Raw genomic sequence first — 24,439 nt, forward strand, 5'->3', positions numbered from 1 at the left:
GCCGCGTCACCTGGCGTTCCTGGCGGCCGAAAGAGGCCGGTCCTCCGGGAGGCTCATCGTGGCGCACATCACAGCGAGCACCACTCCACCCAAAAGGTAGACGTACATGCTGATTCCGGACGAACCGAGCAGGAAGTCTCCCTCCGGCCGGGGCACGCCGAGGATCACGTAGGAGAGGAACCAGCCACCCGTGGCCGCTCCGACGCCGATGCCGGTGCCCAGGGCGAGCCGGCCGCCGAGGAACAGGCCGAAGAGCGCGAGGAGCGCGAGGACCAGTCCGCCCGGGAACCACAGGTCGACGACGAGCCAGCCGGCGACGCCGACCACCACCCCCGCCGCCAACAGGCCCAGCAGGGCCCCGATCCGCCCCGCGTTCCACGCGCCGGTCATGCCCGTACCCCCGCGAAGAGGTCGCGCTCGCGCTCGCCCGCCGGGACGCCCGGCGTGCCCACGGCCAGCTCGTAGTACTCGTGGGTGAACAGCGGTTGCGCCAGGTCGTTGGAGAGCGCGAAGAAGGGCCCGTCCACGGCGATCTGGGTGGCATGGGCGCGCATCGCGGCGGTCTTGGCGGCCACGAACGCCTGCTCGGCTGCCTCGTCCCCGCCGATCTCGGCGGTGATCCGCTCGTCGGCCACCACGCCCGGCACGTCGTCCGGCGTGGCCGGCTCCGGGAAGGGCACCTCGCTCCCGGCCTCGTGCAGCCGGGCGAAGCCCTCCTCGACGACCGTGCGCGGGACGCGGTTCCAGTAGAGCTTCTCGATGACGTGCGGTGCGCCGAGGTCCCGGCGGTAGGCGGGTTCCGCGGCCAGTTCGGCGGCGCGGGTGGCGACGCGGTGGGCCTGGATGTGGTCGGGGTGGCCGTAGCCGCCGTTCGGGTCGTAGGTGACGAGGACCTGGGGGCGCAGTTCGCGGATCACCTCTACGAGGTACCCCGCGGCCTCGTCCACGTCGGCGGACCAGAAGGCACCGGGCCGGTGGTTCTGTTCGGCGCCCATCATCCCGGAGTCCCGGAAGCGGCCGGGGCCGCCGAGGAACCGGTGGTCGGCGACGCCCAGTTCCTTCATGGCCTCGGCGAGCTCGCCGATGCGGTGGGCGCCGAGGGCGTCCTCGCGGTCGGCCGTCAGGTGGGCGAGGTCGGGCGGGATGACCTCGCCCTCCTCGCCGAGCGTGCAGGTCACCAAGGCGACATGGACGCCCTCGGCCGCGTACTTGGCCATGGTGACGCCGTTGTTGATCGACTCGTCGTCCGGGTGCGCGTGCACGAGCAGGAGCCGACGGGCGGGAAGACCGTTCATGGCACCAGCCTACGAGGACCCGCCGCCCGGAACCCCACGCGGCGACCCCTGCGGCACCTAGAACTTGAGGCCGCTGATCATGCTCGCCACGTTGTTGGTCAGCTGGGAGAGCGTCGGAGCCACGGTCGAGCTCGCCAGATAGAAGCCGAGCAGTACACAGACCACTGCGTGACCCGCCTTCAGGCCCGAACGCCGGACCAGCAGGAAGACGACGACTGCCAGCAGCACCACGGCCGAGATCGATAGTGCCACGGCGTTTCACCTCCACGTCGAGCGGACATCGGGTTCGCGTACTCGCAACTCGGTGCTCGGCAGAGTCATACCCACCGTGCGCTACGGATCATAACTATCCGTACCCCGACATCGATCGATTCCGGCAGCACGAGGGGCGCATGCCGCGCACGTCCGGGGTCACAGGAGTGCCGGCCGGGGAAGCTGTACGCCTCCCCGGCCGGCTGTCGGCACCCGCACGGCCGCACGGGATCAGGCTGCCCGGCCCAGATCTCGGGACAGAAACGGTCAAGTTGCCTACGTGTAAACCGAGTTGCCGGTCCACCGGGTGCCGTTCACAGCTGTGGCGAGAAATGAGCGGTCGCGAGGGCCCGTGGCTCACTCCTTGGTCGGCGGTCCCGCCTGTGATCCCGGCTGCGGTCCCGAAGGCGGTCCCGGCTGCGGTCCCGGCGGAAGGACGGCCCGCTCGGATGCGAAATGGCACGCCGAGGGGTGGGCCGTCGGGCCGCCCGGGAGGAAGGCCGGGATCTCCAGCAGCGGGACCTCCGAAGCGCAGCGCGCCTCGGCCTTCCAGCAGCGGGTGCGGAAGCGGCAGCCCGAGGGCGGGTTCGCCGGGGAGGGCACGTCGCCGGAGAGGATGATCCGCTCGCGGCCCGCGCGGGCCTCCGGGTCGGGAACCGGAACGGCGGAGAGCAGCGCCTGGGTGTACGGGTGGGTGGGGTGGTCGTAGATCTGGGTGTCGGTGCCGATCTCGACGATCCGGCCCAGGTACATGACGCCGACCCGGTCGGAGATGTGGCGGACGATCGAGAGGTCGTGCGCGATGAACACGTAGGAGAGGTTGAACTCGTCCTGGAGGCGCTCCAGGAGGTTGACCACCTGGGCCTGGACGGAGACGTCGAGGGCGGAGACGGGCTCGTCGGCGACGATGATCTCGGGCTGGAGGGCGAGGCCGCGGGCGATGCCGATGCGCTGGCGCTGGCCGCCGGAGAACTGGTGCGGGTACCGGTTGATGTACTCCGGGTTGAGACCGACCACGTCCAGGAGCTCTTGGACCTTGCGGCGGCGGTCGCCCTTGGGGGCCACCTCGGGGTGGATCTCGTAGGGTTCGCCGATGATGTCGCCGACCGTCATGCGCGGGTTCAGCGAGGTGTACGGGTCCTGGAACACCATCTGGATGTTGCGGCGGACGGCCTTCAGGGCGCGGCCGGACAGCTTGGCGAGGTCCTCGCCCTTGTACGTGATCGCGCCCGCCGTCGGGCGTTCGAGGTTGACCAGCATCTTGGCGACGGTGGACTTGCCGCAGCCCGACTCCCCGACGATGCCGAGGGTTTCGCCGGCCCGCAGGTCGAAGGAGACCCCGTCGACGGCCTTGACGGCGCCGACCTGCTTCTTGAAGAGGATGCCCTGGGTCAGCGGGTAGTGCTTGACCAGGTCCTCCACCACGAGGATGGACTCAGCCACCGAGGCACTCCTTCCAGAAGAAGCACGCACTGGCGCGGTCCGGTCCGACCTCGGCCAGCGGCGGTACGTCGGTGCGGCAGACGGCCCGGGCCATCGGGCAGCGCGGGTTGAAGGCGCAGCCGGGCGGGATGGCGAGCAGGTTGGGCGGCAGGCCCTTGATGGCGTAGAGCTCCTGGCCCTTCTGGTCCAAGCGCGGGATGGAGTCCAGCAGGCCGCGGGTGTACGGGTGCGCGGGGTTCTTGTAGATCTCGTGGACGGGGGCCGCCTCGACGATCCGGCCGGCGTACATGACGGCGATCTTGTCGGCCACGTCGGCGACGACGCCGAGGTCGTGGGTGATCAGGATCAGGCCCATGTTCAACTCGCGCTGCAGCTCGGCGAGGAGGTCCATGACCTGGGCCTGGACGGTGACGTCCAGGGCGGTGGTCGGCTCGTCCGCGATGATGAGCGAGGGTTCGAGGGCCATCGCCATGGCGATCATGATGCGCTGGCGCATGCCCCCGGAGAACTGGTGCGGGTAGTCCCCCACCCGCTCCCGCGCCGCCGGGATCTTCACCCGGTCCATCAGCTCGACCGCCTTGGCCCGGGCGTCCTTGCGGGACATCCCGCGGTGGACCTCGTACATCTCGCCGAGCTGCGCGCCGACGCTCAGGACCGGGTTGAGGGAGGACAGGGCGTCCTGGAAGATCATGGCCATCTCGGCGCCGCGGACCTTCCTGCGCTCCTCCTCCTTCATCTTCAGCAGGTCCCGGCCCTTGAAGAGGATCTCGCCGCCCGCGATGCGGCCCGGGGGCATGTCGAGGATGCCCATGACGGCCTGGGCGGTGACCGACTTGCCGGAACCGGACTCGCCGAGCACGGCGAGGGTCTCGCCCTCGGCCACGGAGTAGTTGACCCCGTTGACGGCTTTGGCGACTCCGTCCCGCGTCTTGAATTCCACGTGCAGGTCGCGCACTTCGAGCAGCATGTGCGGGGCTCCTCAGCGCAGCTTGGGGTCGAGGGCGTCGCGCACCGCGTCGCCGAGCATGATGAACGCGAGCACGGTGATGCTCAGCGCGCCCGCCGGGTAGAGCAGCATGTGCGGGGCGTTGCGGATCTGGGAGGCGGCGTTGGAGATGTCGATGCCCCAGGAGACCGTCGGGGGACGCAGGCCGACGCCGAGGAAGGACAGGGTGGCTTCCAGGGCGATGTAGGTGCCGAGCGCGATGGTGGCGACGACGATGACGGGGGCGATGGCGTTGGGCGCCACGTGCCGCAGCAGCATCCGCCCGTTGCCGGCGCCGAGTGCCCGCGCGGCCTGGACGTAGTCGTTCTGTTTGGCGGTGATGACCGAGCCGCGGGCGATGCGGGCCAGTTGGGGCCAGCCGAGCAGCACGATGAAGCCGACGACGGGCCAGACGGTGGTGCTGGTGACCACGGACAGGAAGACCAGGCCGCCGAGGACCACGGGGATGCCGAAGAAGATGTCGGCGACCCGGGAGAGCAGTGAGTCGCCCCAGCCGCCGAAGAACCCGGCGAGCCCGCCGAGCGCGGAGCCGAGGAGGGCGGCGCCGAGGGTGGCGCAGATGCCCACGGTGATGGAGGCGCGGGCCCCGTAGACGGTACGGGTGTACACGTCGCAGCCCTGGGTGTCGTATCCGAAGGGGTGGCCCGGTGAGGAGCCCTGCTGCGACTTGGAGAGGTCGCACTGGAGCGGGTCGCCGCTCGCGATGAGCTGGGGCCAGATGGAGATGACCACGAGGAAGAGGATCAGGAGCGTGGAGACGAGGAAGACGGGGTTGCGGCGCAGCTGGTGCCAGGCGTCGGACCAGAGGGAGCGGGCCTTCTCCTGGGGGCCCACGGGGGCTCCCCCGAGCTCCTTCTCCAGCGACTCCCCCTCTTCCAGGGCGAGATCCATGGCCCCTCCCTGGCCGGTGGGGGCGATGGACTCGTGGGGGCCGGGTCCCAGCGGATCGTAGGCGGCGCGCTCGGGGTCGGGCTCAGGCATAACGGATCCTCGGGTCCAGGACCGCGTAGAGCAGGTCGACGAGCAGGTTCGCCAGCAGGAAGACGATCACGAGGATGGTCACGAAGCCGACCACCGTCGGGGAGTTGTTGCGCAGGATGCCCTGGTAGAGCTGGTAGCCGACCCCGTGGATGTTGAAGATCCGCTCGGTGACGATGGCTCCGCCCATCAGGGCGCCGATGTCGGTGCCGATGAAGGTGACCACGGGGATCAGCGAGTTGCGCAGCAGGTGGCGGGTGACGACCCGGCGCCGGGGCAGGCCCTTGGCCACGGCGGTGCGGACGTAGTCGGCCTTGACGTTCTCGGCGATGGAGGTCCGGGTGAGCCGGGTGACGTAGGCGAGGGAGACCAGCGCGAGCACGATGCCGGGCAGGATCAGCTCGTTGAAGGGGGCGTCCGGGGAGACCGTGGGCCGCACCCAGCCCCATTTGACGCCGAAGAGGAACTGGAGGAGGTAGCCCGTCACGAAGGTGGGCACCGAGATCACCACGAGGGTGAGGACGAGCACGCTGGTGTCGATGGACCTGCCGCGCTTGAGGCCGCTGATCACGCCGAGGGTGATGCCGACGACGATCTCGATGGCGATCGCGACGACGGTCAGGCGCAGGGTCACCGGGAAGGCCGAGGCCATGAGTTCGGTGACCTTCTGGCCGTTGAAGGCGGTGCCGAAGTCGCCCTGGAAGATCTGGCCCATGTAGTGCAGGTACTGCTTCCACAGGGGCTGGTCGAGGTAGAGGTCCTTGCGGATGCGCGCGGCGGTGGCGGGGTCGGGGGCCTTGTCGCCGAAGAGGGCGGCGACCGGGTCACCGAGCGCGTACACCATGAAGAAGATCAGGAACGTGCTGCCGATGAACACGGGGATCATCTGGAGCAGTCGCCGGATCACATAACGTCCCATGGACTGCTCCAGGATCGATCCGCGAGAAGGGTCAGCTGACCTTGATCTGGTCGTACACGGGGACGCTGAACTGGTTGAGCGCCACGTCCGAGATCCGCTCCGAGTGGCCGGCGCTGCCGTTCTGGTACCAGAGCGGGATGGACGGCATCTGGGCGGCGAGGATCTTCTCCGCCTCCTGGAACTTGGCCGTCGCCTTGGCGGTGTCGCTCTCCCGGTTGGCCTCGTCGACGAGCTTGTCGAAGTCCGCGTTGCTGAACTTGCCGTAGTTCGAGGAGGCGCCGGTGTAGTACAGCGGCTCCAGGAAGTTCTGGATCAGCGGGTAGTCGGCCTGCCAGCCGGAGCGGAAGGGGCCGGTCAGCTTGAAGCTGCTCTGCTGGTTGCGGAAGTCGGCGAAGGTGCCGACGGGGTTGACGGTGCAGACCGGGCCCTCGCCCAGGGCGTTGTTGATGCTGTTGCAGACGGCGTCCATCCAGTCGCGGTGCGAGCCGGTGTCCACGTTGGAGGTCAGCGTGACCTTGCCGCCGGGCAGTCCGCCGGCCTCCTGGATGAGCTTCTTGGCCTCGGTGGGGTTGAAGGAGCAGGCCTCGCCGCAGGCGGTGGCGGAGAAGCCGCCCTTGTCGCCGAGGGCCGGTGAGGTCCAGTCCTTGGCCGGGGTGCGGGTCTCGCGGAAGATCTGCTTGGTGATCTCGTCACGGTTGATCGCCATCGAGATGCCGCGGCGGACCTTGTCCATGCCCTCCTTGCTCCACTGCGGGTCGTACAGCGGGAAGGTGAGGGTCTGGATGATCAGGGCGGGCTGGTTGATGTAGCGGTCGCCGAGGTCGTTCGCGACGTTCTTCAGCTGCTGCGCCGGGATGTCGTCGACGAGGTCGAGGTTGCCGGAGATCAGGTCGGTGTAGGCGGTGTTGTTGTCGGTGTAGACCTTCAGGTCCACTCCGCCGTTGACCGCCTTGTCCTCGCCCGTGTAGGCGTCCCACTTGCGCAGCTTCATGCCGGTGCCCTTGGTGTACGAGTCCACCGTGTAGGGGCCGTTGCCGACCGGCTTCTTCAGCCAGCCCTCGTGGTCGGTGAAGAAGGACTTGGGCAGGGGGGAGAACGCCTGGTAGCCGAGGGTCTCGGGCCAGGTGGAGAACTTCTCCTTGAGGGCCACCGTGAAGGTCTTGGGGTCCTTGACGACGAGGCCGGACATGGTCTTGGCCTTGGGGTCGCCCTTCTCGGGGTGGACGTCCGCGTAGCCGACGATGTCGGAGAAGAAGGGCGAGTTGTTCTGCTTCTTGGTGACGTCCGCGCCGTAGTTCCAGGCGTCCACGAAGGACTGCGCGGTGACGGGCTCGTCGTTGCTGAACTTCCAGCCGTCCTTCAGCGTGATCGTGAAGTTCTGGCTGTCGGTGGTCTCGATCTTCTCCGCGAGGAAGTTCTTCGCCTCGCCGGTCTTGGGGTCGTACCGCTTGAGCCCCCGGAAGATCATGTCGAGGACCTTGCCACCCTGGACCTCGTTGGTGTTGGCGGGCTCCAGCGGGTTCTGCGGGTCACCCCACGAAGAGCTGACGATTCCCGCCTCGCCGCCTCCGCCGCTGTCGCTTCCGCCGCCGCAGGCGGTCGCCGCGAGGGCGACGGCCGCCGCACATGCGGCCCACTTGGCGTGGGTGGCTCCGCGCATGGAGTGCCTCCTCATGGATCCCAAGACTCACTTAGGGGCCAATGTCACCCTATGTGGGGTCCCGCACACTCCTGGTTGGACCGATTGCACCCTCGCGCCGCCCGGCTGTCACCCCTGCGAGTGCACGGTGAGGGTCACAGCGCCAGCTCCCAGGTGACCACGGCGTAGTGCATCTCCATGCCGTGCGCCTCGTACAGCGCGAGCGCGCGGGTTTCGTTGGCGGTGTCCACGCCGAGGCCCACCGTGGAGCGGCCGCGCGCCGCGTAGGCGGCGAACCCGTGGCGCAGCAGGAAGCCGCCGACTCCCCGGCCGCGTGCGGCCTTGGCGACGCCGAGGTGGCCGATCCAGCCCATGCTGGTGCGGTCGTCGCGGGTCAGCATGACGCCTACGTCGCCCAGCTCGGGCAGGCTCGCGATCCACACCAGCGACCAGTCGAGGCCCCGGCCGTCGATGTGGTCCAGCCAGGGCTCGTACGGGCGGTCCACGTGGCCGAAGTGCTCGGCGAAGGTCTCCTCGATCAGGGCGTGGGCGCGCCGGCGCTCCGCCTCGTCCCCGTCGCAGGGGCGCAGGGTGAGTCCCGCGGGAGGGGCCGGGGGCAGCTCGGCCCGGTCCACGGCGCGGGTCATCACGTGGTAGCGGCGCACGGTGCGGTAGCCGCGTCCCGGCAGCAGGTCGGCGTCGAGGGTGGGCGCGACGTTGAGCTGGAGCCGCAGGCAGGCGCCGGGGGCGCCCGCGGCGAGTTCGCGGGCCCGGACCTCCATCAGCTCCAGCAACCGGACGGCGGCGGCGCGGTGGCCCGGCAGGACGTAGTGCTCGGCGTCGACGCGGCCGGGGCCCGAGTCCGCCCACACCAGGGCGTAGGCGACGAGCCCGCCGCCCTCGAAGGCGAGCCAGGAGTCCCTCGCGAGATCGACGTCGGGGTGGTTCAAGTCTGCCTCGACGGCGGCGAGGTCGGTTTCCGGGCGGCCGATCTCGATCAGGTCGACGGCGTTGAGGAGGCCGCAGATGTCCTCGGCGTCCGAGGGCCCGGCGGGCCGCACGGTCAGCAGGTCGCTCATCGGACCACTCTCGGACCGGCGGGGGCGGGACCGCAACCGGCTTTACCCGCTCGGCGACTGCGCGGGTGCGCAGGAGCCCGTACGCACACCGCCCGCGGACGCGCAGGCGCCCGGTACCGGAGAGATCCGGTACCGGGCGCCTGCGGTGCTTCTCGCGCGCGGGAGGTCAGACGGCCAGGACGGCCTTCTCCTCGGCGAAGTGGCAGGCCGACTCGTGCGCGGCCAGCGACTTGGAGCCCTTGAAGCGCTCCGGGACGGCGAGCAGCGGCTCCTCCGTGGAGCACTTCTCCTCGGCCTTCCAGCAGCGGGTGCGGAAGCGGCAGCCCGACGGCGGGTTGGCCGGCGAGGGGACGTCACCGGTGAGGATGATGCGCTCGCGGCCCTCGCGGGCGGCCGGGTCCGGCACCGGCACCGCGGAGAGCAGCGCCTGGGTGTACGGGTGGGTCGGGTGCTCGTAGATCTGCTCGTCGGTGCCGATCTCGGCCATCTTGCCGAGGTACATGACGCCGACGCGGTCCGAGATGTGCCGGACGATCGACAGGTCGTGCGCGATGAAGATGTAGGAGAGGTTGAACTCCTCCTGCAGCTTCTCCATCAGGTTGATGACCTGGGCCTGCACCGAAACGTCGAGCGCGGAGACCGGCTCGTCGCAGATGATGATCTCCGGGTTGAGCGCGAGGCCGCGGGCGATGCCGATGCGCTGGCGCTGGCCGCCGGAGAACTGGTGCGGGTACCGGTTGATGTACTCCGGGTTGAGACCGACGACGTCCAGGAGCTCCTGCACCTTGCGGCGCCGGTCGCCCTTGGGGGCCACCTCGGGGTGGATGTCGTAGGTCTCGCCGATGATGTCGCCGACCGTCATGCGCGGGTTCAGCGAGGTGTACGGGTCCTGGAACACCATCTGGATGTTGCGGCGGACGGCCTTCAGGGCGCGGCCGGACAGCTTGGTGATGTCCTGGCCCTTGTAGAAGACCTCGCCGGCGGTGGCGCGTTCCAGGTTCATCAGCAGCTTGGCGACGGTGGACTTGCCACAGCCGGACTCGCCGACGATGCCCAGGGTCTCGCCCTGGTACAGGTCGAACGAGATGCCGTCGACGGCCTTGACGGCGCCGACCTGCTTCTTGAACAGGATTCCCTGGGTCAGCGGGAAGTGCTTGACGAGGCCCCGGACCTGGAGGATCGGCTCGCGCGCGGGGGCGTTGGTGAGCTCAGCCATGGAGCTGCTCCTTCCAGAAGTGGCAGGCGCTGTGACGGCCGGCCAGCTCGCTGCCGTCCTGCTCGCTGACGGGCTGCAGGGCGGGGATCTCGGACCGGCAGATGTCCTGCGCGGCGATGCAGCGCGGGCTGAACGAGCAGCCGGTGGGCAGGCGCAGCAGGTTCGGCGGCAGGCCCTTGATCGCGAAGAGCTCCTGGCCCTTCTGGTCCAGGCGCGGGATCGAGTCCAGCAGACCGCGGGTGTACGGGTGCGCCGGGCGCTTGTAGATCTCGTGGACCGGAGCGGTCTCGACGATCCGGCCCGCGTACATGACGGCGATCTTGTCCGCGACGTCGGCGACGACGCCGAGGTCGTGGGTGATCAGGATCAGGCCCATGTTGAGCTCGCGCTGGAGCTCGGCGAGGAGGTCCATGACCTGGGCCTGGACGGTGACGTCCAGGGCCGTGGTCGGCTCGTCCGCGATGATCAGGTCGGGCTCCAGCGCGATCGCCATGGCGATCATGATGCGCTGGCGCATACCGCCGGAGAAGTGGTGCGGGTAGTCGTCGACCCGCTGCTTCGCCGCCGGGATCTTGACCTTCTCCATCAGTTCGATGGCCTTGAGCCGGGCGTCCTTCTTCGACATGCCCTCGTGGACGCGGAACATCTCGCCCAGCTGGTAGCCGACGGTGAGCACCGGGTTCAGGGAGGACAGGGCGTCCTGGAAGATCATGGCGATCTTCCGGCCGCGCAGCTTGCGCCGCTCCTCGAAGCTCATCTTGAGCATGTCCTGGCCGCGGAAGAGGATCTCGCCCTGCGGGATCTTGCCGGGGGGCATGTCGAGGATGCCCATGATGGCCTGGGCCGTCACGGACTTGCCGGAGCCGGACTCGCCGAGGACGGCGAGGGTCTCGCCGGCGCTCACCGAGTAGTTGACGCCGTTGACTGCCTTGGCGACGCCGTCGCGGGTGTGGAACTCGACGTGCAGGTCGCGCACTTCGAGGAGCGGCGTCTGCGGGTCCCCGTCACGCGGGGAGGGAAGGCTGGAGGTGTTGTCCATGGTGATCACTTACGCCCTCCTCAGCGCAGCTTGGGGTCGAGGGCGTTGCGGACCGCTTCGCCGAGCATGATGAAGGCGAGGACGGTGATGCTGAGCATGATCGAGGGGTACAGCAGGATGTGCTGGGCCACTCGGATCTGCGAGGCACCGGCGGAGATGTCCACGCCCCACGAGATGGTCGGCGAGGCGAGGCCCAGACCCAGGTAGGACAGGGTGGCCTCGGCCGCGATGTAACCGCCGAGCGCGATCGTGGAGACCACGATGACCGGGGCCATGGCGTTCGGCAGGATGTGCCGGAACAGGATCCGGGAGGTGCCCGCGCCCAGCGCCTTCGCGGCGTGCACGTAGTCCGCCTGCTTCACGGTGATGACCGCTCCGCGCATGACGCGGTTGATCTGCGTCCAGCCGAGGAAGGCCAGGGCGAAGACGACCGTCCACACGGTGCGGTTGGTGAAGGCCTGGAGGACGACCATCGCGCCGAGCAGGAAGGGGATGCCGAAGAAGATGTCGGTGATGCGCGACATGATCGCGTCGGTCACGCCGCCGAAGTAGCCGGCGATCATGCCGGTGATGCCGCCGAGCACGGTGACGATCGCGGTGACGGCGATCGCGACGATGACCGAGGCGCGGGTGCCGTAGATGAGGCGCGCGTAGACGCTGCGTCCCTGGCCGTCCCAGCCGAGCCACTCGGGAGAGCCGACCTTGGCCAGTTCCGGCTTGCCGAGGAAGTGGTTGACCAGGTCGCCCTTGGTGGGGTCGATGCTGGTGAACCAGCCCGGGAAGGCGGCGATCACGAGGAGTACGAAGATCAGCGCCGAGGAGACGACGAAGTACGGGTTGCGACGGAGGTCGGCCCAGGCGTCGCCCCAGAGGCTGCGGGCCTTCTCGGCCTTCACCGGCTCCACCGGGGCGCCGGGCGCCGCGGAGGTCTCGGCCGCCACGGTGTCGGTCTTGGTCAGATCAGGCATACCGGATCCTCGGGTCCATGACCGCGTAGAGGAGGTCGACGAGCAGGCTGGCTATCAGGTAGACCACGACGAGGACGGTGACGACACCGACCACGGTCTGGCCTTCACGGCGGACGACCGATTCGTAGATCAGACCGCCGACGCCGTGGACGTTGAAGATGCCTTCGGTGACGAGGGCACCACCCATCAGGGCGCCGATGTCGGTGCCGAGGAAGGTGACGACGGGGATCATCGAGTTGCGCATGAGGTGCACACCGATGACGCGGCGCTTGGGCAGGCCCTTGGCCACGGCGGTGCGGACGTAGTCCGCGCGCAGGTTCTCGGCCATCGAGGTACGGGTCAGGCGGGCCACGTAGGCGAGCGAGAGCGAACCCAGAACGATGGCCGGCGCGAGCAGTTCGCCCCAGGTCTCGTCGTTGCTGACGTTCGGTTCGATCCAGCCGAGCTGGAAGGCGAACACCGACTTGACGATGAAGCCGAGCACGAAGACCGGCATCGAGATGATCAGCAGCGTGAGGATCAGGATCACGTTGTCGGCCAGCTTGCCGGCCTTGAGGCCGGCGACGATGCCGAGGGACAGGCCCAGGACGATCTCGATCGCGAACGCCAGGAAGGCCAGGCGCAGGGTGACCGGGAAGGCGGCCCCGACGACCTCGGTGATCTCACGTCCACTGCGGATCTGGGACCCGAAGTCGAAGTGGAACAGGATGCCGGTGATGTAGTTCCAGTACTGCTGCCACAGCGGCAGGTCCAGGCCGTGCTGGTGGCGCAGGGCGGCCAGCGTTGCGGGGTCGGTGCCCTTGTCCCCGAAGAGTCCGGCCACGGGATCGCCGGGCAGGCTGTACACCATCAAAAAGATGAGCAGGGTCGTCCCGAAGAAGACCGGGATCATCTGGAGCAGTCGTCGTGCGACATAGCGCCCCATCATGCCTCCGTAGAAGATGCGGCAGGCGCAGCCGGACGGGCCCTTTCGCCACGCACGCGCGTGACGGTTCCGTCACTGCGTCGCGAAAGGGCCCCCCGGGGCGCTGCATGTTAGGCCCGGATGTGGGCCGGCTCCCCGCCGGCCCACATCCGTCGAAAGGAATTACGCGGTAGGACTTACTTCTTGACCTCGACCTGGTCGAGGATCGGGTCGCCGTCCTGGGCGTACTTCACGTTCTGGACCTTCTCGGAGTAGCCCGCGTTGACCTTGTAGTACCAGAGCGGGATGGAAGGCATGTAGTTGACGAGGTCCTTCTCGATGGCCTGGTAGGCCTTCACGGACTCGTCGAGCGTCGCGGCGCTGTCGGCCGCGGCGATCTTGGCGTCGAGCTCGGGGCTGGTGAAGCCACCCTGGTTGCCGCCGGCGCCCGTACGGAACAGGTCGCTGATGAAGTTGGCGTTCACCGGGTAGTCGAGGACCCAGCCGGAGCGGTAGATCGACTTGACCTGCTTGGACTTGCGGGCCTGGAGGTCGGCCTGGAAGTCCGGCTTGGCGTCGCCGGTGCACTTGACGCCGGTGGCCTGGGTGATGCTGCCGCAGACGGCCTCGACCCATTCCTTGTGACCGCCATCCGAGTTGAACTGGATGAAGATCTCGTTGTTCGGGACGCCGCCGCCCTCGGCGATGAGGGCCTTGGCCTTCGCCGGGTCGAACTTGGTGACGTCACCGGAGCCGGTCGGCGTGTAGCCGAGGACGCCCTTGGCGACCCAGCCGGTCGCCGGCTCACGGGTGCCCTGGAGCACCGTCTTGGTGATGGTGTCGCGGTCGATCGCCATCGACAGGCCCTGGATGACCTTCGGGGAGACCTGCTTCGGGGTCTTCCACTGGTCGGCGTAGTACGCGATGGCCAGCGTCTGGACGGCGGAGTACGCCTGGTCCACGGCGCGGTCACCGAGTCGGCGCGGTAGACCGGGAGGTCCTTCGGGCTGATCTGACGCAGGACGTCGACGTTGCCCGACTTCAGGTCCTCGTAGGCGGTCTCGAGGGTGGTGTAGTTCTTGAGAATCACACCGCCGTTCTTCGCCTTGTCTTCGCCCTTGTAGTCGTCGAAGCGCGTGAGCTCGATCTGCTTCTTGTGCTCCCACGCCTTGAACTTGTACGGGCCGTTGCCGACCGGCTTCTCACCGGCGGCCGCGGGGTCCGCGTAGAACGAGGCGGGCAGCGGGGAGAAGACCTCGTAGCCGAGCTTGTACGCGAAGTACGGCACCGCGTTGGCGAGCTCGATGGTGAAGGTGTTCTCGTCGACGATCTTCAGACCCTCGAGAGCGTCGCCGGTGGGCTTGGCACCCTCGGCCTCGGGGTGCAGGGCCTCGAAGCCCTTGATGTCGGCGAACCAGGACGCGTTGCCCTGCTTGTTGTTGATGTTCGCGGCCCAGTTCCACGCCTTGACGTAGGACTCGGCGGTCACCTTGGTGCCGTCGTGGAAGGTCCAGCCCGGCTTCAGCTTGACGGTCCAGAGCTTGCTGTCCGTGCTGGTGACCGACTCGGCGTTGACGTTGACGATCTTGCCGTCGGCGTCGTAGTCGACCAGCTGGGAGAACAGACCGGACATCGCGATCGAGCCGTTCGACTCCATCGTGTCGGCCGGCTGGAGAAGCTTCTCCGGCTCGCCCACCTCGATCGAGTAGATGCCGTTCGGGTCAACTTCGCCCTTGGCGCCGGCGTCCTTGCCACCACCGCCGCCACAGGCAGTCGCTGCCAGGGCGACGACAATCGCGCCCGCTACCCACTTGGCGCTCTTGGCACCGCGCATGGGTTTCCTCCTCATGAGTCCACTGTCTGATGTGAAGGACACAGGTGTGCTTCGCCGACACCCCTGACGGCGATAGGACCGGTGTCCCGAGTGTGCTCGTGAGTCGACGCTCCCCACAGCGTGTGACCCATTGACCCGAGCTCAATGGAGCCATCCTCAGGGACTGCTTGACCGTAAACCACACTTAAGTGGTCTCGTTTTCACAACATCGCACTACGGCTAAAACCCGAAATCCGGACAAACTGATAGGAGACAGACATGAACGAAACGGACTGTTAGCTCTTCTTCCGGAGTGTCACGGTCGGTATGCGGACACCGGACCGAAATAATCCGCTTGACAAAAGCGAACAGCCCCCTCCGTCACGGTGTACGTGACGGAGGGGGCTGTTCACAAAAGCCCGTACCGGGCAGGACCCAGGTGTGACCTAGGTCCTACGCGACTACTTGCCGGACTTGGCGCGCGACGCGGTGCGCGAACGGTCCTTCTGGTCCAGGACGACCTTGCGGATGCGGACGGCCTCCGGGGTCACCTCGACGCATTCGTCGTCGCGGCAGAACTCCAGGGACTGCTCCAGGGAGAGCTTGCGCGGGGGCACCACGTTCTCGGTGTTGTCCGCCGAAGCCGCACGCATGTTGGTGAGCTTCTTCTCCTTGGTGATGTTCACGTCCATGTCGTCGGCGCGCGAGTTCTCGCCGACGATCATGCCCTCGTACACCTCGGTGCCGGGCTCGGTGAACAGGACACCGCGCTCCTGCAGGTTGATCATCGCGAACGGCGTGACCGAACCGGCGCGGTCGGCGACCAGCGAACCGTTGTTACGGGTCACCAGCTGGCCGAACCACGGCTCCAGGCCCTCGTGGATCGAGTGCGCGATGCCGGTGCCGCGCGTACCGGTCAGGAACTCGGTACGGAAGCCGATGAGGCCGCGGGACGGGACGACGAACTCCATGCGGACCCAGCCGGAGCCGTGGTTCGACATGTTGTCCATGCGGCCCTTGCGGACGCCCATGAGCTGCGTGACCGCACCCATGTGCTCCTCGGGGACGTCGACCGTCATGCGCTCGACCGGCTCGTGCACCTTGCCGTCGATGACCTGCGTGACGACCTGCGGCTTGCCGATGGTCAGCTCGAAGCCCTCGCGGCGCATCTGCTCGACCAGGATGGCGAGCGCGAGCTCACCACGGCCCTGGACCTCCCAGGCGTCGGGACGCTCGGTGTCGAGGACGCGGAGCGAGACGTTACCGACCAGCTCGCGGTCCAGACGGTCCTTGACCTGGCGGGCGGTGACCTTGCGGTCCTTGACCGCGGACTTGGCGTCCGCGCCCTTGCCGCTGCCGCCGCGGCCGACCATCGGGGAGGTGTTCGTACCGATGGTCATCGAGATCGCCGGCTCGTCGACCGAGATCAGCGGGAGCGCGATCGGGTTCTCCGGGTCGGCCAGGGTCTCGCCGATCATGATGTCGGGGAAACCGGCGACCGCGCAGATGTCACCCGGGCCCGCCACCTCGGCCGGCTTGCGGGTGAGCGCCTCGGTCATCATCAGCTCGGTGATGCGGACGTTGGAGATGGTGCCGTCACGCTTGATCCACGCGACGGTCTGGCCCTTGCGGAGCTCGCCCTGCTCGACGCGCACCAGCGCGATGCGGCCGAGGAAGTTGTCCGCGTCCAGGTTGGTGACGTGGGCCTGGAGGGGGGCCTCCTCGTCGTACACCGGGGCCGGGACGTGGGCCAGGATGGTGGAGAAGAAGGGCTCCAGGCTGTCGCTGTCCGCGGGGACGGTGCCGTCCTCCGGCTTGGTCAGCGAGGCGACGCCGTCACGGCCACAGGCGTAGACGATCGGGAACTCGATCTGGTCCTCGTCGGCGTCCAGGTCGAGGAAGAGGTCGTACGTCTCGTTGACGACCTCGTCGATCCGGGAGTCCGGACGGTCCGTCTTGTTGATGCAGAGGATGACCGGCATCTTCGCCTGCAGGGCCTTGCGCAGGACGAAACGGGTCTGCGGCAGGGGACCCTCGGAGGCGTCCACCAGCAGGACGACGGCGTCCACCATCGACAGACCGCGCTCGACCTCACCACCGAAGTCGGCGTGGCCGGGGGTGTCGATGATGTTGATCGTGATCGGGGCCGACCCGTCCTTCGGGTGGTACTTCACCGCCGTGTTCTTGGCGAGGATCGTGATGCCCTTCTCACGCTCCAGGTCGTTCGAGTCCATCATGCGGTCGTCGAGGTGCTGGTGGGCGGCGAAGGCACCGGCCTGCTTGAGCATGGCATCGACGATGGTCGTCTTGCCATGGTCGACGTGGGCGACGATGGCGACGTTACGGATGTCGTGGCGCGTGGGCACTTCGGCGCTTCTCCCGGGATCGTGGATGGCGACGCGTACGGTCCGGCACGCGCGCCTCGACCGGGCGGAAAACCTGCCACGGCCTTACCCCATCGTACGTCGGCTGGCGGGAACCGCCTGCCGGGGGGTCTGTCAAGAGGCCGGACGACTGAGCAGGACCGGGTCCTGGGTGGGGGGACCCGGTCATGGGTGGTACCGGTAAACACGCGGGTCAACGGGTATCTACGACCTTGCCCGCCGGGTGATCCGGCGGGCAAGGGACTTGAGTCACATCTGAGCTTGAGACCTTCGAATCAACCCCGGATGCACCCGTTCGTCATCACTTCTTCGCGTTCTTGTCCTTGGCCGGGACCGGCTTCTTCCAGCCGATGTCCTGATACCGCGGGGCTCCGAGGCCGAAGGCTCCGGCATTGACGAGACCCGGCTTCACGGCCACCAGCTCGGGGCGCTGGTAGAGCGGGATGGACCCGGCCGTCGCCCAGATCCGGGCGTCGGCCTTGCGCATCAGATCGCGGGAGGCCGCCTCGTCCAGCTCGCCGAGCGCCTGGTCGAAGAGCTGGTCGATGTGGTCGGTGCCGACCCGGGTGTAGTTCTGTTCGACCAGCAGCGAGCCGTCCGCGGCCGGCTCCGGCTTGGCGAAGATGGGCCGGGCGTCGGTGGCCGGGTAGGCGGTCGCGGGCCACGAGTAGAGCGCCAGGTCGTACTGGCCCGAGGCGATGTGGTCCTTGAAGAAGCTCTCGTCCGCCACCTTCGTCAGCTCGGTCTGCACGCCGACCTTCTGGAGCATCTGCGCGATCCGCTCCCCGACCGTGCGCAGCGCCTCCGAACCGGGACCGGCCGGCAGGACGAAGCGCAGGGCGAGGGGCTTGCCGTCCTTGGCGAGCATGTTGCCGGAGGTGCGTACGGCCTGCTTGGCGGGGGCCGGGGCGGTGCTCGCCTTGGCCGGGTCCGCCGGTTCGGCGGCGGCCTCGGCGTCGAGGGCCGGGCTGCGCTTGCCGTCGTCCACGGCGTCGGCCTGGGCCTCGGCCTGGGCGCGCAGGTGCTGCTCCTGGAGGTCCGCGAACGGCTCCGGGGCGAGCACCGGGGAGGGGCGGTTCTGCGCGCCCCGGCCGCCCTGCCCGCTCGCGGCGAAGGCGTCCGCGTCGACGATCTCGCCGTCGTGGGCGGAGCGGTACCGGCCTTCGGGCAGGTCCGCGCCCGCCGGGTCCTCGGGGCCTTCGGGGCGGTCGTCGGGGTGCGTGTCGCGCAGGGCGGCCAGGGCTCGGGCGGCGTCCCCGGGCTTGCCGTCGTCCTGGCCGACGATGTAGAGGCCGTCGTTCCCGGTGCCCGGGCCCGCGGCGGGGCCCGCGGGAGTCTTGGAGTCGTCCGTCTCCTTCGCGGCCTCCGCGCCGGCCTTCGCGCCCGCCGGCTCGGTGATCTTGCCGCCCCGGCGCCAGCCGGCGTCCGCGAGCAGGGCCTGCGAGGCCTGGGTGTCCTGGCCGCCGAGGGCGTCGCTGTTGTCGGCGTACGCCTGCTGCCCGGCCAGCGCGAGGTGGCTGCCCACCGGCTTCGCGGGCAGGCCGAGCGGCTTCAGGACGATGTCGGCGAGCGCCTGGCGGTCCAGGGCGCGGGCCACGGCTCGGCGCACCCGTTCGTCGGCGAGCGGGCCGCTCGCCCCGTTCATGGCGAGCTGGGTGTAGGCGGGCTCCAGGGACTTGCGGACCGTGAAGCCGCGCAGGGCGCTCTGCTCCTCGGCGTACCGCTTCACCGCCTCCGCGTGCTTCTGGCGGGTGGCCTGCGCCTCCTTGGCCTTGTCCTCGTCCAGTCCGAAGGCGAGCGCCCACGACAGGGTGGCCTGCGCGGCCGTCACCGAGGCGGCCGGGCCGTGCGCCCCGTCGGCCTTGGCGGCGTCGCGGCGGGCCAGGGCGATCCGGTCGGCCCCGGTGCGGTCGATCTCCGCGAGGTCGAGCTTGCCGGCGGCCAGCGCGGCCGGGCGCTCGGAGCGGGGCACCGCGGTGAGGACCAGGGTGTCGAGCTTGGCGGGGCTGCCCCACCAGCGCGGGTTGCGGGTCAGCGAGGCCGTACCTGTCTTCTTGTCGATGGCGCCCAGGCCGAAGGGGCCCGCGGTGACCTTCAGGGCGCCCCGGGCTCCCTCGTTGAAGCTCTCCGGGGTGCCGGTGACCTGCTTGGGATAAAGGGGGCTGAAGAGGGAGCGCCAGTCGGCGTACGGCCTGACGAAGGTGACCTTGACCTCTAGGTCCGTCTTGCCGCGCTCGATCTTCTCGATCCGGTCGTAGCCGGCGTTGCGCGCCGTCCAGTACGCGGAGTCCTTGCCGTTCAGGGCCCGCCACTGGGCGACGAAGTCGGCGGCGCCGATCTCGCGGCCGTCGCTCCAGACCGCCTGCTGGTTGAGCTTGTACAGGACGACCTGCTTGGGCTCCCGCTCGACGACCTCGGCCTTCTCCAGGTAGTCGGGATTGGCCACCGGCCGCCCCTTGCCGTCCAGCACGAACAGCTGGGGCAGTACCGCCCCCGCGATCCGGTTGGTGGTGGTGTCCGCATCGGCCTGGAAGGCGTTGAGGGTGCCCGGCATCGAGTCCACGGCCCACCGCAGCACCCCGCCGTCCTTGACCTTGTCGCGGGTGGCGGCCGCGACGTCCTGCCCGGCGGCGGCCGGGCCGCCCTCGTCTTCACCCGCGCCGCAGCCCGCGAGCAGCGGCAGTGCAAGAACTCCCGAGGTCAGGAGCGCCAAGGACCTGCGCCTTCTCTGGGACATGGGTGGTACCTCCGGGACGGGGCGTGGGGGGGGGAGCCGTGAAAGGGGATGTTTTGATCACGTTCGGCGGTATATGGAGCTGATCACACTGGGTGCCGAAACCCACTGAAATCGACACCCCGCCGTACCCGTCGCAGCCGACCCCCGCCACGCCGCGAACCCCACCCGTGCGGACCAATCCGGCTTGCGTTCCGGGCGGGCGTTACTCCGTAAGAGGGATGAAAATGGGGGCAGTGAGGGGCGCACGGTTCGCGCCTGCGCGCCCGCAATCGCTGCACGTCCCTTCACAACGGGGGACGGGAGGCGCGACACTCGCAGGCGCACATGAGCGTTGCCACCGCACTCAAGCGGAAGTGAGGGCAAATCATGTCCCTGCAAGACGATTTGACCGCCGTACGGCGCAACCTGAACGAGCTGGTCCGCTCCGTGGAGCAGCTCGAGAGGGATGTCGCACGGCAGGCGCCGGCCGCCTCCCGGCCTCCCGGCGCGGGCGCGATGGTCAGCGTCCCGGACACCCCGTACGACAGCACGCTGTGGACGGACGCCGACGACGAAGGTCTCGGCGCCCGCGACCGCCGCGCTCCCTGACCCACCCGCTCCCGCACACCCCGCGACCCCACCGGACCCGGTCACCCGCAGCGACGGCGGCCGGGTCCCCGGGGCACCCCTCATCACTCCACCCGGAGTCCCTCTTGGCCACAGGCACCCAACCATCCCCACAGCGGCCCGGCGGCGTCCACGACGCCTCGCGGGCCGCGATCGCGGCCCGGCACCTGCGGACCGACCGGTGGTGGCTCTCCCCCGCCGGCACCGCGGCCGGGCTGCTCGCCTTCATCGTCTACTCGACCTGGCGGGCCTTCGCCAACGCCGACTACTACGCGGCGCCGTACGTCTCCCCGTTCTACTCCCCGTGCCTCGCGGAGAACTGCGTCCCGATGAAGGACGGGCCGAACCTCGACCTCTTCGGCAGCTGGTGGGGCCTGTCCCCCGCGCTGCTGATCCTGGTCTTCCCGCTCGGCTTCCGGCTGACCTGCTACTACTACCGCAAGGCCTACTACCGGGGCTTCTGGGCCTCGCCGCCGGCCTGCGCGGTGGCCGAGCCGCACGCCTCGTACAGCGGTGAGACCCGCTTCCCGCTGATCTTCCAGAACATGCACCGGTACTTCTTCTACGCGGCGCTGCCGGTCGCGGGCATCCTCACCTACGACACGGTGCTGACCTTCCGCGACGAGCACTACGCGTGGGGCCACATGGGCCTGGGAACCGTGCTGTTCCTGCTCAACATCGGGCTGATCTGGGCGTACACGCTGTCCTGCCACTCCTGCCGGCACATCATGGGCGGCCGCCTGAAGCACTTCTCCAAACACCCGGTCCGCTACCGGCTGTGGGGCTGGATCAGCCGCCTCAACACCCGTCACATGCAGCTGGCGTGGGCCTCGCTGATCAGCGTGGCCCTGTGCGACTTCTACGTGTACCTGCTGGCCAGCGGCGCCTTCACCGACCCGAGGATCTTCTAGTGACCCAAGTGGAACGGCAGCAGTGGGACGTGGTCGTCGTCGGGGCCGGCGGCGCCGGGCTGCGGGCCGCGATCGAGGCGCGCGAGCGGGGCGCCCGTACGGCCGTGATCTGCAAATCCCTCTTCGGCAAGGCCCACACCGTCATGGCGGAGGGCGGCATCGCCGCCTCCATGGGCAACGTCAACGAGGGCGACAACTGGCAGGTCCACTTCCGCGACACGATGCGCGGCGGCAAGTTCCTGAACCAGTGGCGGATGGCGGAGCTGCACGCCAAGGAGGCCCCGGACCGGGTCTGGGAGCTGGAGACCTGGGGCGCGCTCTTCGACCGCACGCCCGACGGGAAGATCTCGCAGCGCAACTTCGGCGGGCACGAGTACCCGCGGCTCGCGCACGTCGGCGACCGGACCGGGCTGGAGCTGATCCGCACCCTCCAGCAGAAGATCGTCCAGCTCCAGCAGGAGGACTTCAAGGAGCACGGGGACTACGAGGCCCGGCTCAAGGTCTTCCAGGAGTGCACGGTCACCAGGGTCCTCAAGGACGGGGAGCGGGTGTCCGGGACCTTCTGCTACGAGCGCGAGACCGGCCGGTTCTTCGTCCTGGAGGCCCCCGCGGTGGTGCTGGCCACGGGCGGGATCGGGAAGTCCTTCAAGACCACGTCCAACTCGTGGGAGTACACCGGCGACGGCCACGCGCTGGCGCTGCTCGCCGGGGCTCCGCTGCTGAACATGGAGTTCGTGCAGTTCCACCCGACCGGCATGGTCTGGCCGCCCTCGGTGAAGGGCATCCTCGTCACCGAGTCGGTGCGCGGCGACGGCGGGGTGCTGCGCAACAGCGAGGGCAAGCGGTTCATGTTCGATTACATCCCGGACGTGTTCAAGGAGAAGTACGCGCAGTCCGAGGAGGAGGGCGACCGCTGGTACGAGGACCCGGACCACAACCGGCGCCCCCCCGAGCTGCTCCCCCGCGACGAGGTGGCCCGCGCCATCAACTCCGAGGTCAAGGCCGGGCGCGGGTCCCCGCACGGCGGGGTGTTCCTCGACGTGTCCACCCGGATGCCGGCCGAGAAGATCAAGCGGCGGCTCCCGTCGATGTACCACCAGTTCAAGGAGCTGGCGGACGTGGACATCACCGCCGAGGCGATGGAGGTCGGCCCGACCTGCCACTACGTGATGGGCGGCATCGCGGTCGAGTCCGATACGGCCGCCACCCTCGGGGTGCCGGGCCTGTTCGCCGCCGGTGAGGTCGCGGGCGGGATGCACGGCTCCAACCGGCTCGGCGGGAACTCCCTCTCCGACCTGCTGGTCTTCGGCCGCCGCGCCGGGCTGCACGCGGCCGAGTACGCGGCGCGCGACGCCCCGGCCGTCGGCGGGCGGCCCGAGGTGTCCCAGGCGCAGATCGACGCGGCCGCCGCGGAGGCGCTGGCCCCGTTCCACGCCGCCGAGGGCGCGGAGAACCCGTACACCCTCCACCAGGAACTCCAGACGGCCATGAACGACCTCGTCGGGATCATCCGCCGCGAGGGCGAGATGGCCCAGGCCCTGGAGAAGCTCGCGGGCCTGCGCGTACGGGCCGCACGGGCCGGGGTCGAGGGGCACCGGCAGTTCAACCCGGGCTGGCACCTGGCCCTGGACCTGCGCAACATGCTGCTGGTCAGCGAGTGCGTGGCCCGCGCGGCCCTGGAACGCACCGAGAGCCGGGGCGGGCACACCCGCGAGGACTGCCCGGCGATGGAGCGGTCCTGGCGGCCGGTGAACCTGCTGTGCCGGCCCGTCGACCCGGCCCCCTCGGATCCGGCCGCGGACCGGATCGAGCTGACCCGGGTGCGCACCGATCCCATCCGATCCGACCTGCTCGCGCTCTTCGAGAAGGAAGAGCTGGTCAAGTACCTCGCCGAAGAGGAGCTCTACGATTGACGCCCTCCCCGCCCCAAGGGGCGGGGATTCCTGGCTCACGCCGGCTGTGGACCTGCGGTCCGTCAGCTCTTACACGATCGACACCAGCCGGGTTGAGACCAGCCCGGACCAGCATCACGTGTGCGGAGTTCTTGTCCCTGGGAGACACGGCTCCGCACGCGGTGCAGGTATAGGTACGTTCCGAAAGAGGTAGCGCGTGCTTGGTTCTCGCTCCGCACTGCGCGCAATCCATGGTGGTGTGCGCGGGATGGACAAGGTGCACGATGCGCCCGTGTTTGCGGCCCATCTCGACCAGGGCTCTTTTGGTTGCACCGATGGCCGCATCGGACGCCTTGCGGGCCATGGTGGATTTGGCGAGGAACTTCGGGCGGAAGTCCTCCGCCGCGAGACCGTCGTGGTCGCGGACGACGGTCTTGGCCCACTTGCGGGCGGTGTCCTGGCGCTGCCGGGCCACCTTCTTGTGCAGCTTCGCCGTCAACCCTTTCGCCGTTCGGTAGCCCTTCGATCCGGGCCTGCCCTTCGACGGTTTCCGGCGGGCCATCATCCGCTGATAGCGGGCGAGCCCGGCGGCGGCCTCCCGCCCGTGCCCGGCATGCGGGAGGTCGTAGGCGTCACTGGTGGTGGTCGCGGTTTCCTTCACACCCCAGTCGATCCCGATCACCGCACCCATCTCCGGGAGGGGCTGGGATTCGGCGGGAACGACGAAGGACGCGTACCAGTGCCCAAGGCTGTCACGGTGGATTCGTACCGACGACGGGGCCGCCGGAAGGTCGCGGGACCACACCACGGTCAGGCCGATTCCACCCGCGAGATGCAGCTGGCGGTCCTTGATCCGGAAACCGCGCCGGGTGTAATTGAGGCTCGGATCCGCCTTGGCCTTCTTCTTGTACTTGGGCATCCCTGCTCGCTGCCGCATCGGCAACCGGGCCTTGATGTCCTTCAAGGCTTTGGCACGGGACTTCCCGAAGTCCCGTACAAGCTGTTGCTGCGGAACCGAGGAACCCTCTCGAAGCCACGCATTCGCCGTGCGCGCCTCGGTCAGCATCCTGTCCAGCCGGGCCGGGCCGCACGTCTCGCCCTCAGCGCCGGCCTTCTTCGATCGGGCGCAGCACTCATTCCATGTCCATCGGCACCGCGCCCACTCACCCAACAGCTTGGCGCGGGCAGTGGACGACACGCGAAGCCGGTAGGTGAACCGGGCGTACCCGGCACCCTCCGTCTCCTGAAGTGCCGTCATGCGATCAACCTAGACCAGGCCACTGACAACGCAAGAAAGTGCAGGTCACCACAGATGCGACCAGACTTCCGGCGCTCCGCGGCCGCGATGGCGGGGCCCA

The 24,439-nt window shown here is 69.0% G+C and carries 19 protein-coding genes and 1 pseudogene; 3 read left to right on the forward strand and 17 right to left on the reverse strand.

What is annotated here, in order from left to right:
• Nucleotides 1-6 precede the first annotated feature (6 nt).
• The 16 genes and pseudogenes from ACE1OC_RS14550 to ACE1OC_RS14625 all read right to left on the reverse strand — a co-directional run bounded on the left by ACE1OC_RS14550 (nt 7) and on the right by ACE1OC_RS14625 (nt 19,672).
• Nucleotides 7-390, reverse strand: coding sequence for a DUF6113 family protein (locus tag ACE1OC_RS14550; protein ID WP_407837371.1), 384 nt, complete (start codon nt 388-390; stop codon nt 7-9).
• Nucleotides 387-1,295, reverse strand: coding sequence for an N-acetyl-1-D-myo-inositol-2-amino-2-deoxy-alpha-D-glucopyranoside deacetylase (mshB, locus tag ACE1OC_RS14555; RefSeq protein WP_407837372.1), 909 nt, complete (start codon nt 1,293-1,295; stop codon nt 387-389). The genes ACE1OC_RS14550 and mshB overlap by 4 nt, the downstream gene beginning before the upstream one ends.
• Before the next feature lie 57 nt (nt 1,296-1,352).
• A complete protein-coding gene (locus ACE1OC_RS14560) occupies nt 1,353-1,547 on the reverse strand; it encodes a hypothetical protein (protein ID WP_250741735.1) in 195 nt (64 codons plus the stop codon).
• 357 nt (nt 1,548-1,904) lie between these two features.
• Nucleotides 1,905-2,990: an ABC transporter ATP-binding protein gene (locus ACE1OC_RS14565; protein WP_407837373.1), complete on the reverse strand. Its 1,086-nt coding sequence runs from the start codon at nt 2,988-2,990 to the stop codon at nt 1,905-1,907.
• A complete protein-coding gene (locus tag ACE1OC_RS14570) occupies nt 2,983-3,957 on the reverse strand; it encodes an ABC transporter ATP-binding protein (RefSeq protein ID WP_407837374.1) in 975 nt (324 codons plus the stop codon). Before ACE1OC_RS14570 ends, ACE1OC_RS14565 begins: the two co-directional genes overlap by 8 nt.
• Before the next feature lie 12 nt (nt 3,958-3,969).
• Entirely contained in the window at nt 3,970-4,977 is a 1,008-nt protein-coding gene (locus ACE1OC_RS14575; protein ID WP_274549411.1) for an ABC transporter permease, read from the reverse strand.
• Nucleotides 4,970-5,893, reverse strand: coding sequence for an ABC transporter permease (locus ACE1OC_RS14580; protein WP_407837375.1), 924 nt, complete (start codon nt 5,891-5,893; stop codon nt 4,970-4,972). Before ACE1OC_RS14580 ends, ACE1OC_RS14575 begins: the two co-directional genes overlap by 8 nt.
• A 31-nt stretch (nt 5,894-5,924) precedes the next feature.
• Nucleotides 5,925-7,553 carry a peptide ABC transporter substrate-binding protein gene (locus ACE1OC_RS14585; RefSeq protein ID WP_407837376.1) on the reverse strand — a complete coding sequence of 543 codons (1,629 nt, stop codon included), beginning with the start codon at nt 7,551-7,553 and terminating at the stop codon, nt 5,925-5,927.
• A 134-nt stretch (nt 7,554-7,687) separates the two neighbouring features.
• Nucleotides 7,688-8,611, reverse strand: coding sequence for a GNAT family N-acetyltransferase (locus ACE1OC_RS14590; RefSeq protein ID WP_407837377.1), 924 nt, complete (start codon nt 8,609-8,611; stop codon nt 7,688-7,690).
• A gap of 166 nt (nt 8,612-8,777) precedes the next feature.
• Nucleotides 8,778-9,827: an ABC transporter ATP-binding protein gene (locus ACE1OC_RS14595; protein WP_407837378.1), complete on the reverse strand. Its 1,050-nt coding sequence runs from the start codon at nt 9,825-9,827 to the stop codon at nt 8,778-8,780.
• Nucleotides 9,820-10,866 carry an ABC transporter ATP-binding protein gene (locus ACE1OC_RS14600; protein WP_407841556.1) on the reverse strand — a complete coding sequence of 349 codons (1,047 nt, stop codon included), beginning with the start codon at nt 10,864-10,866 and terminating at the stop codon, nt 9,820-9,822. Before ACE1OC_RS14600 ends, ACE1OC_RS14595 begins: the two co-directional genes overlap by 8 nt.
• A gap of 20 nt (nt 10,867-10,886) precedes the next feature.
• Nucleotides 10,887-11,834: an ABC transporter permease gene (locus tag ACE1OC_RS14605; protein ID WP_407837379.1), complete on the reverse strand. Its 948-nt coding sequence runs from the start codon at nt 11,832-11,834 to the stop codon at nt 10,887-10,889.
• On the reverse strand, nt 11,827-12,759 hold the full coding sequence (locus tag ACE1OC_RS14610; RefSeq protein ID WP_407841557.1) for an ABC transporter permease: 933 nt from the start codon (nt 12,757-12,759) through the stop codon (nt 11,827-11,829). Before ACE1OC_RS14610 ends, ACE1OC_RS14605 begins: the two co-directional genes overlap by 8 nt.
• A gap of 176 nt (nt 12,760-12,935) precedes the next feature.
• Nucleotides 12,936-14,572 (reverse strand): annotated as a pseudogene (locus ACE1OC_RS14615) (peptide ABC transporter substrate-binding protein).
• A gap of 440 nt (nt 14,573-15,012) precedes the next feature.
• Complete coding sequence (gene typA, locus ACE1OC_RS14620) at nt 15,013-16,917, reverse strand: translational GTPase TypA (protein WP_274549404.1); 1,905 nt, start codon at nt 16,915-16,917, stop codon at nt 15,013-15,015.
• A gap of 319 nt (nt 16,918-17,236) precedes the next feature.
• Nucleotides 17,237-19,672, reverse strand: coding sequence for an ABC transporter family substrate-binding protein (locus ACE1OC_RS14625; RefSeq protein ID WP_407837380.1), 2,436 nt, complete (start codon nt 19,670-19,672; stop codon nt 17,237-17,239).
• Between the two features lie 366 nt (nt 19,673-20,038).
• On the opposite strand from ACE1OC_RS14625, the gene ACE1OC_RS14630 reads away from it, so the two are divergent.
• From ACE1OC_RS14630 to ACE1OC_RS14640, 3 genes are all read left to right on the forward strand, one after another.
• Entirely contained in the window at nt 20,039-20,260 is a 222-nt protein-coding gene (locus tag ACE1OC_RS14630) for a hypothetical protein (protein WP_407837381.1), read from the forward strand.
• A gap of 104 nt (nt 20,261-20,364) precedes the next feature.
• Nucleotides 20,365-21,189 (forward strand): hypothetical protein, encoded by an 825-nt coding sequence (locus tag ACE1OC_RS14635; RefSeq protein ID WP_407837382.1) that lies wholly within the window; start codon nt 20,365-20,367, stop codon nt 21,187-21,189.
• Nucleotides 21,189-23,102: a fumarate reductase/succinate dehydrogenase flavoprotein subunit gene (locus ACE1OC_RS14640; RefSeq protein WP_407837383.1), complete on the forward strand. Its 1,914-nt coding sequence runs from the start codon at nt 21,189-21,191 to the stop codon at nt 23,100-23,102. Before ACE1OC_RS14635 ends, ACE1OC_RS14640 begins: the two co-directional genes overlap by 1 nt.
• On the opposite strand, the gene ACE1OC_RS14645 is transcribed toward ACE1OC_RS14640, so the two are convergent.
• A complete protein-coding gene (locus ACE1OC_RS14645) occupies nt 23,068-24,339 on the reverse strand; it encodes an RNA-guided endonuclease InsQ/TnpB family protein (protein WP_407837384.1) in 1,272 nt (423 codons plus the stop codon). The genes ACE1OC_RS14640 and ACE1OC_RS14645 overlap by 35 nt on opposite strands.
• Between the last annotated feature and the right edge of the window lie 100 nt (nt 24,340-24,439).

It is taken from the genome of Streptomyces stoeckheimensis, from assembly GCF_045822005.1.
Taxonomy (GTDB): domain Bacteria; phylum Actinomycetota; class Actinomycetes; order Streptomycetales; family Streptomycetaceae; genus Streptomyces; species Streptomyces stoeckheimensis.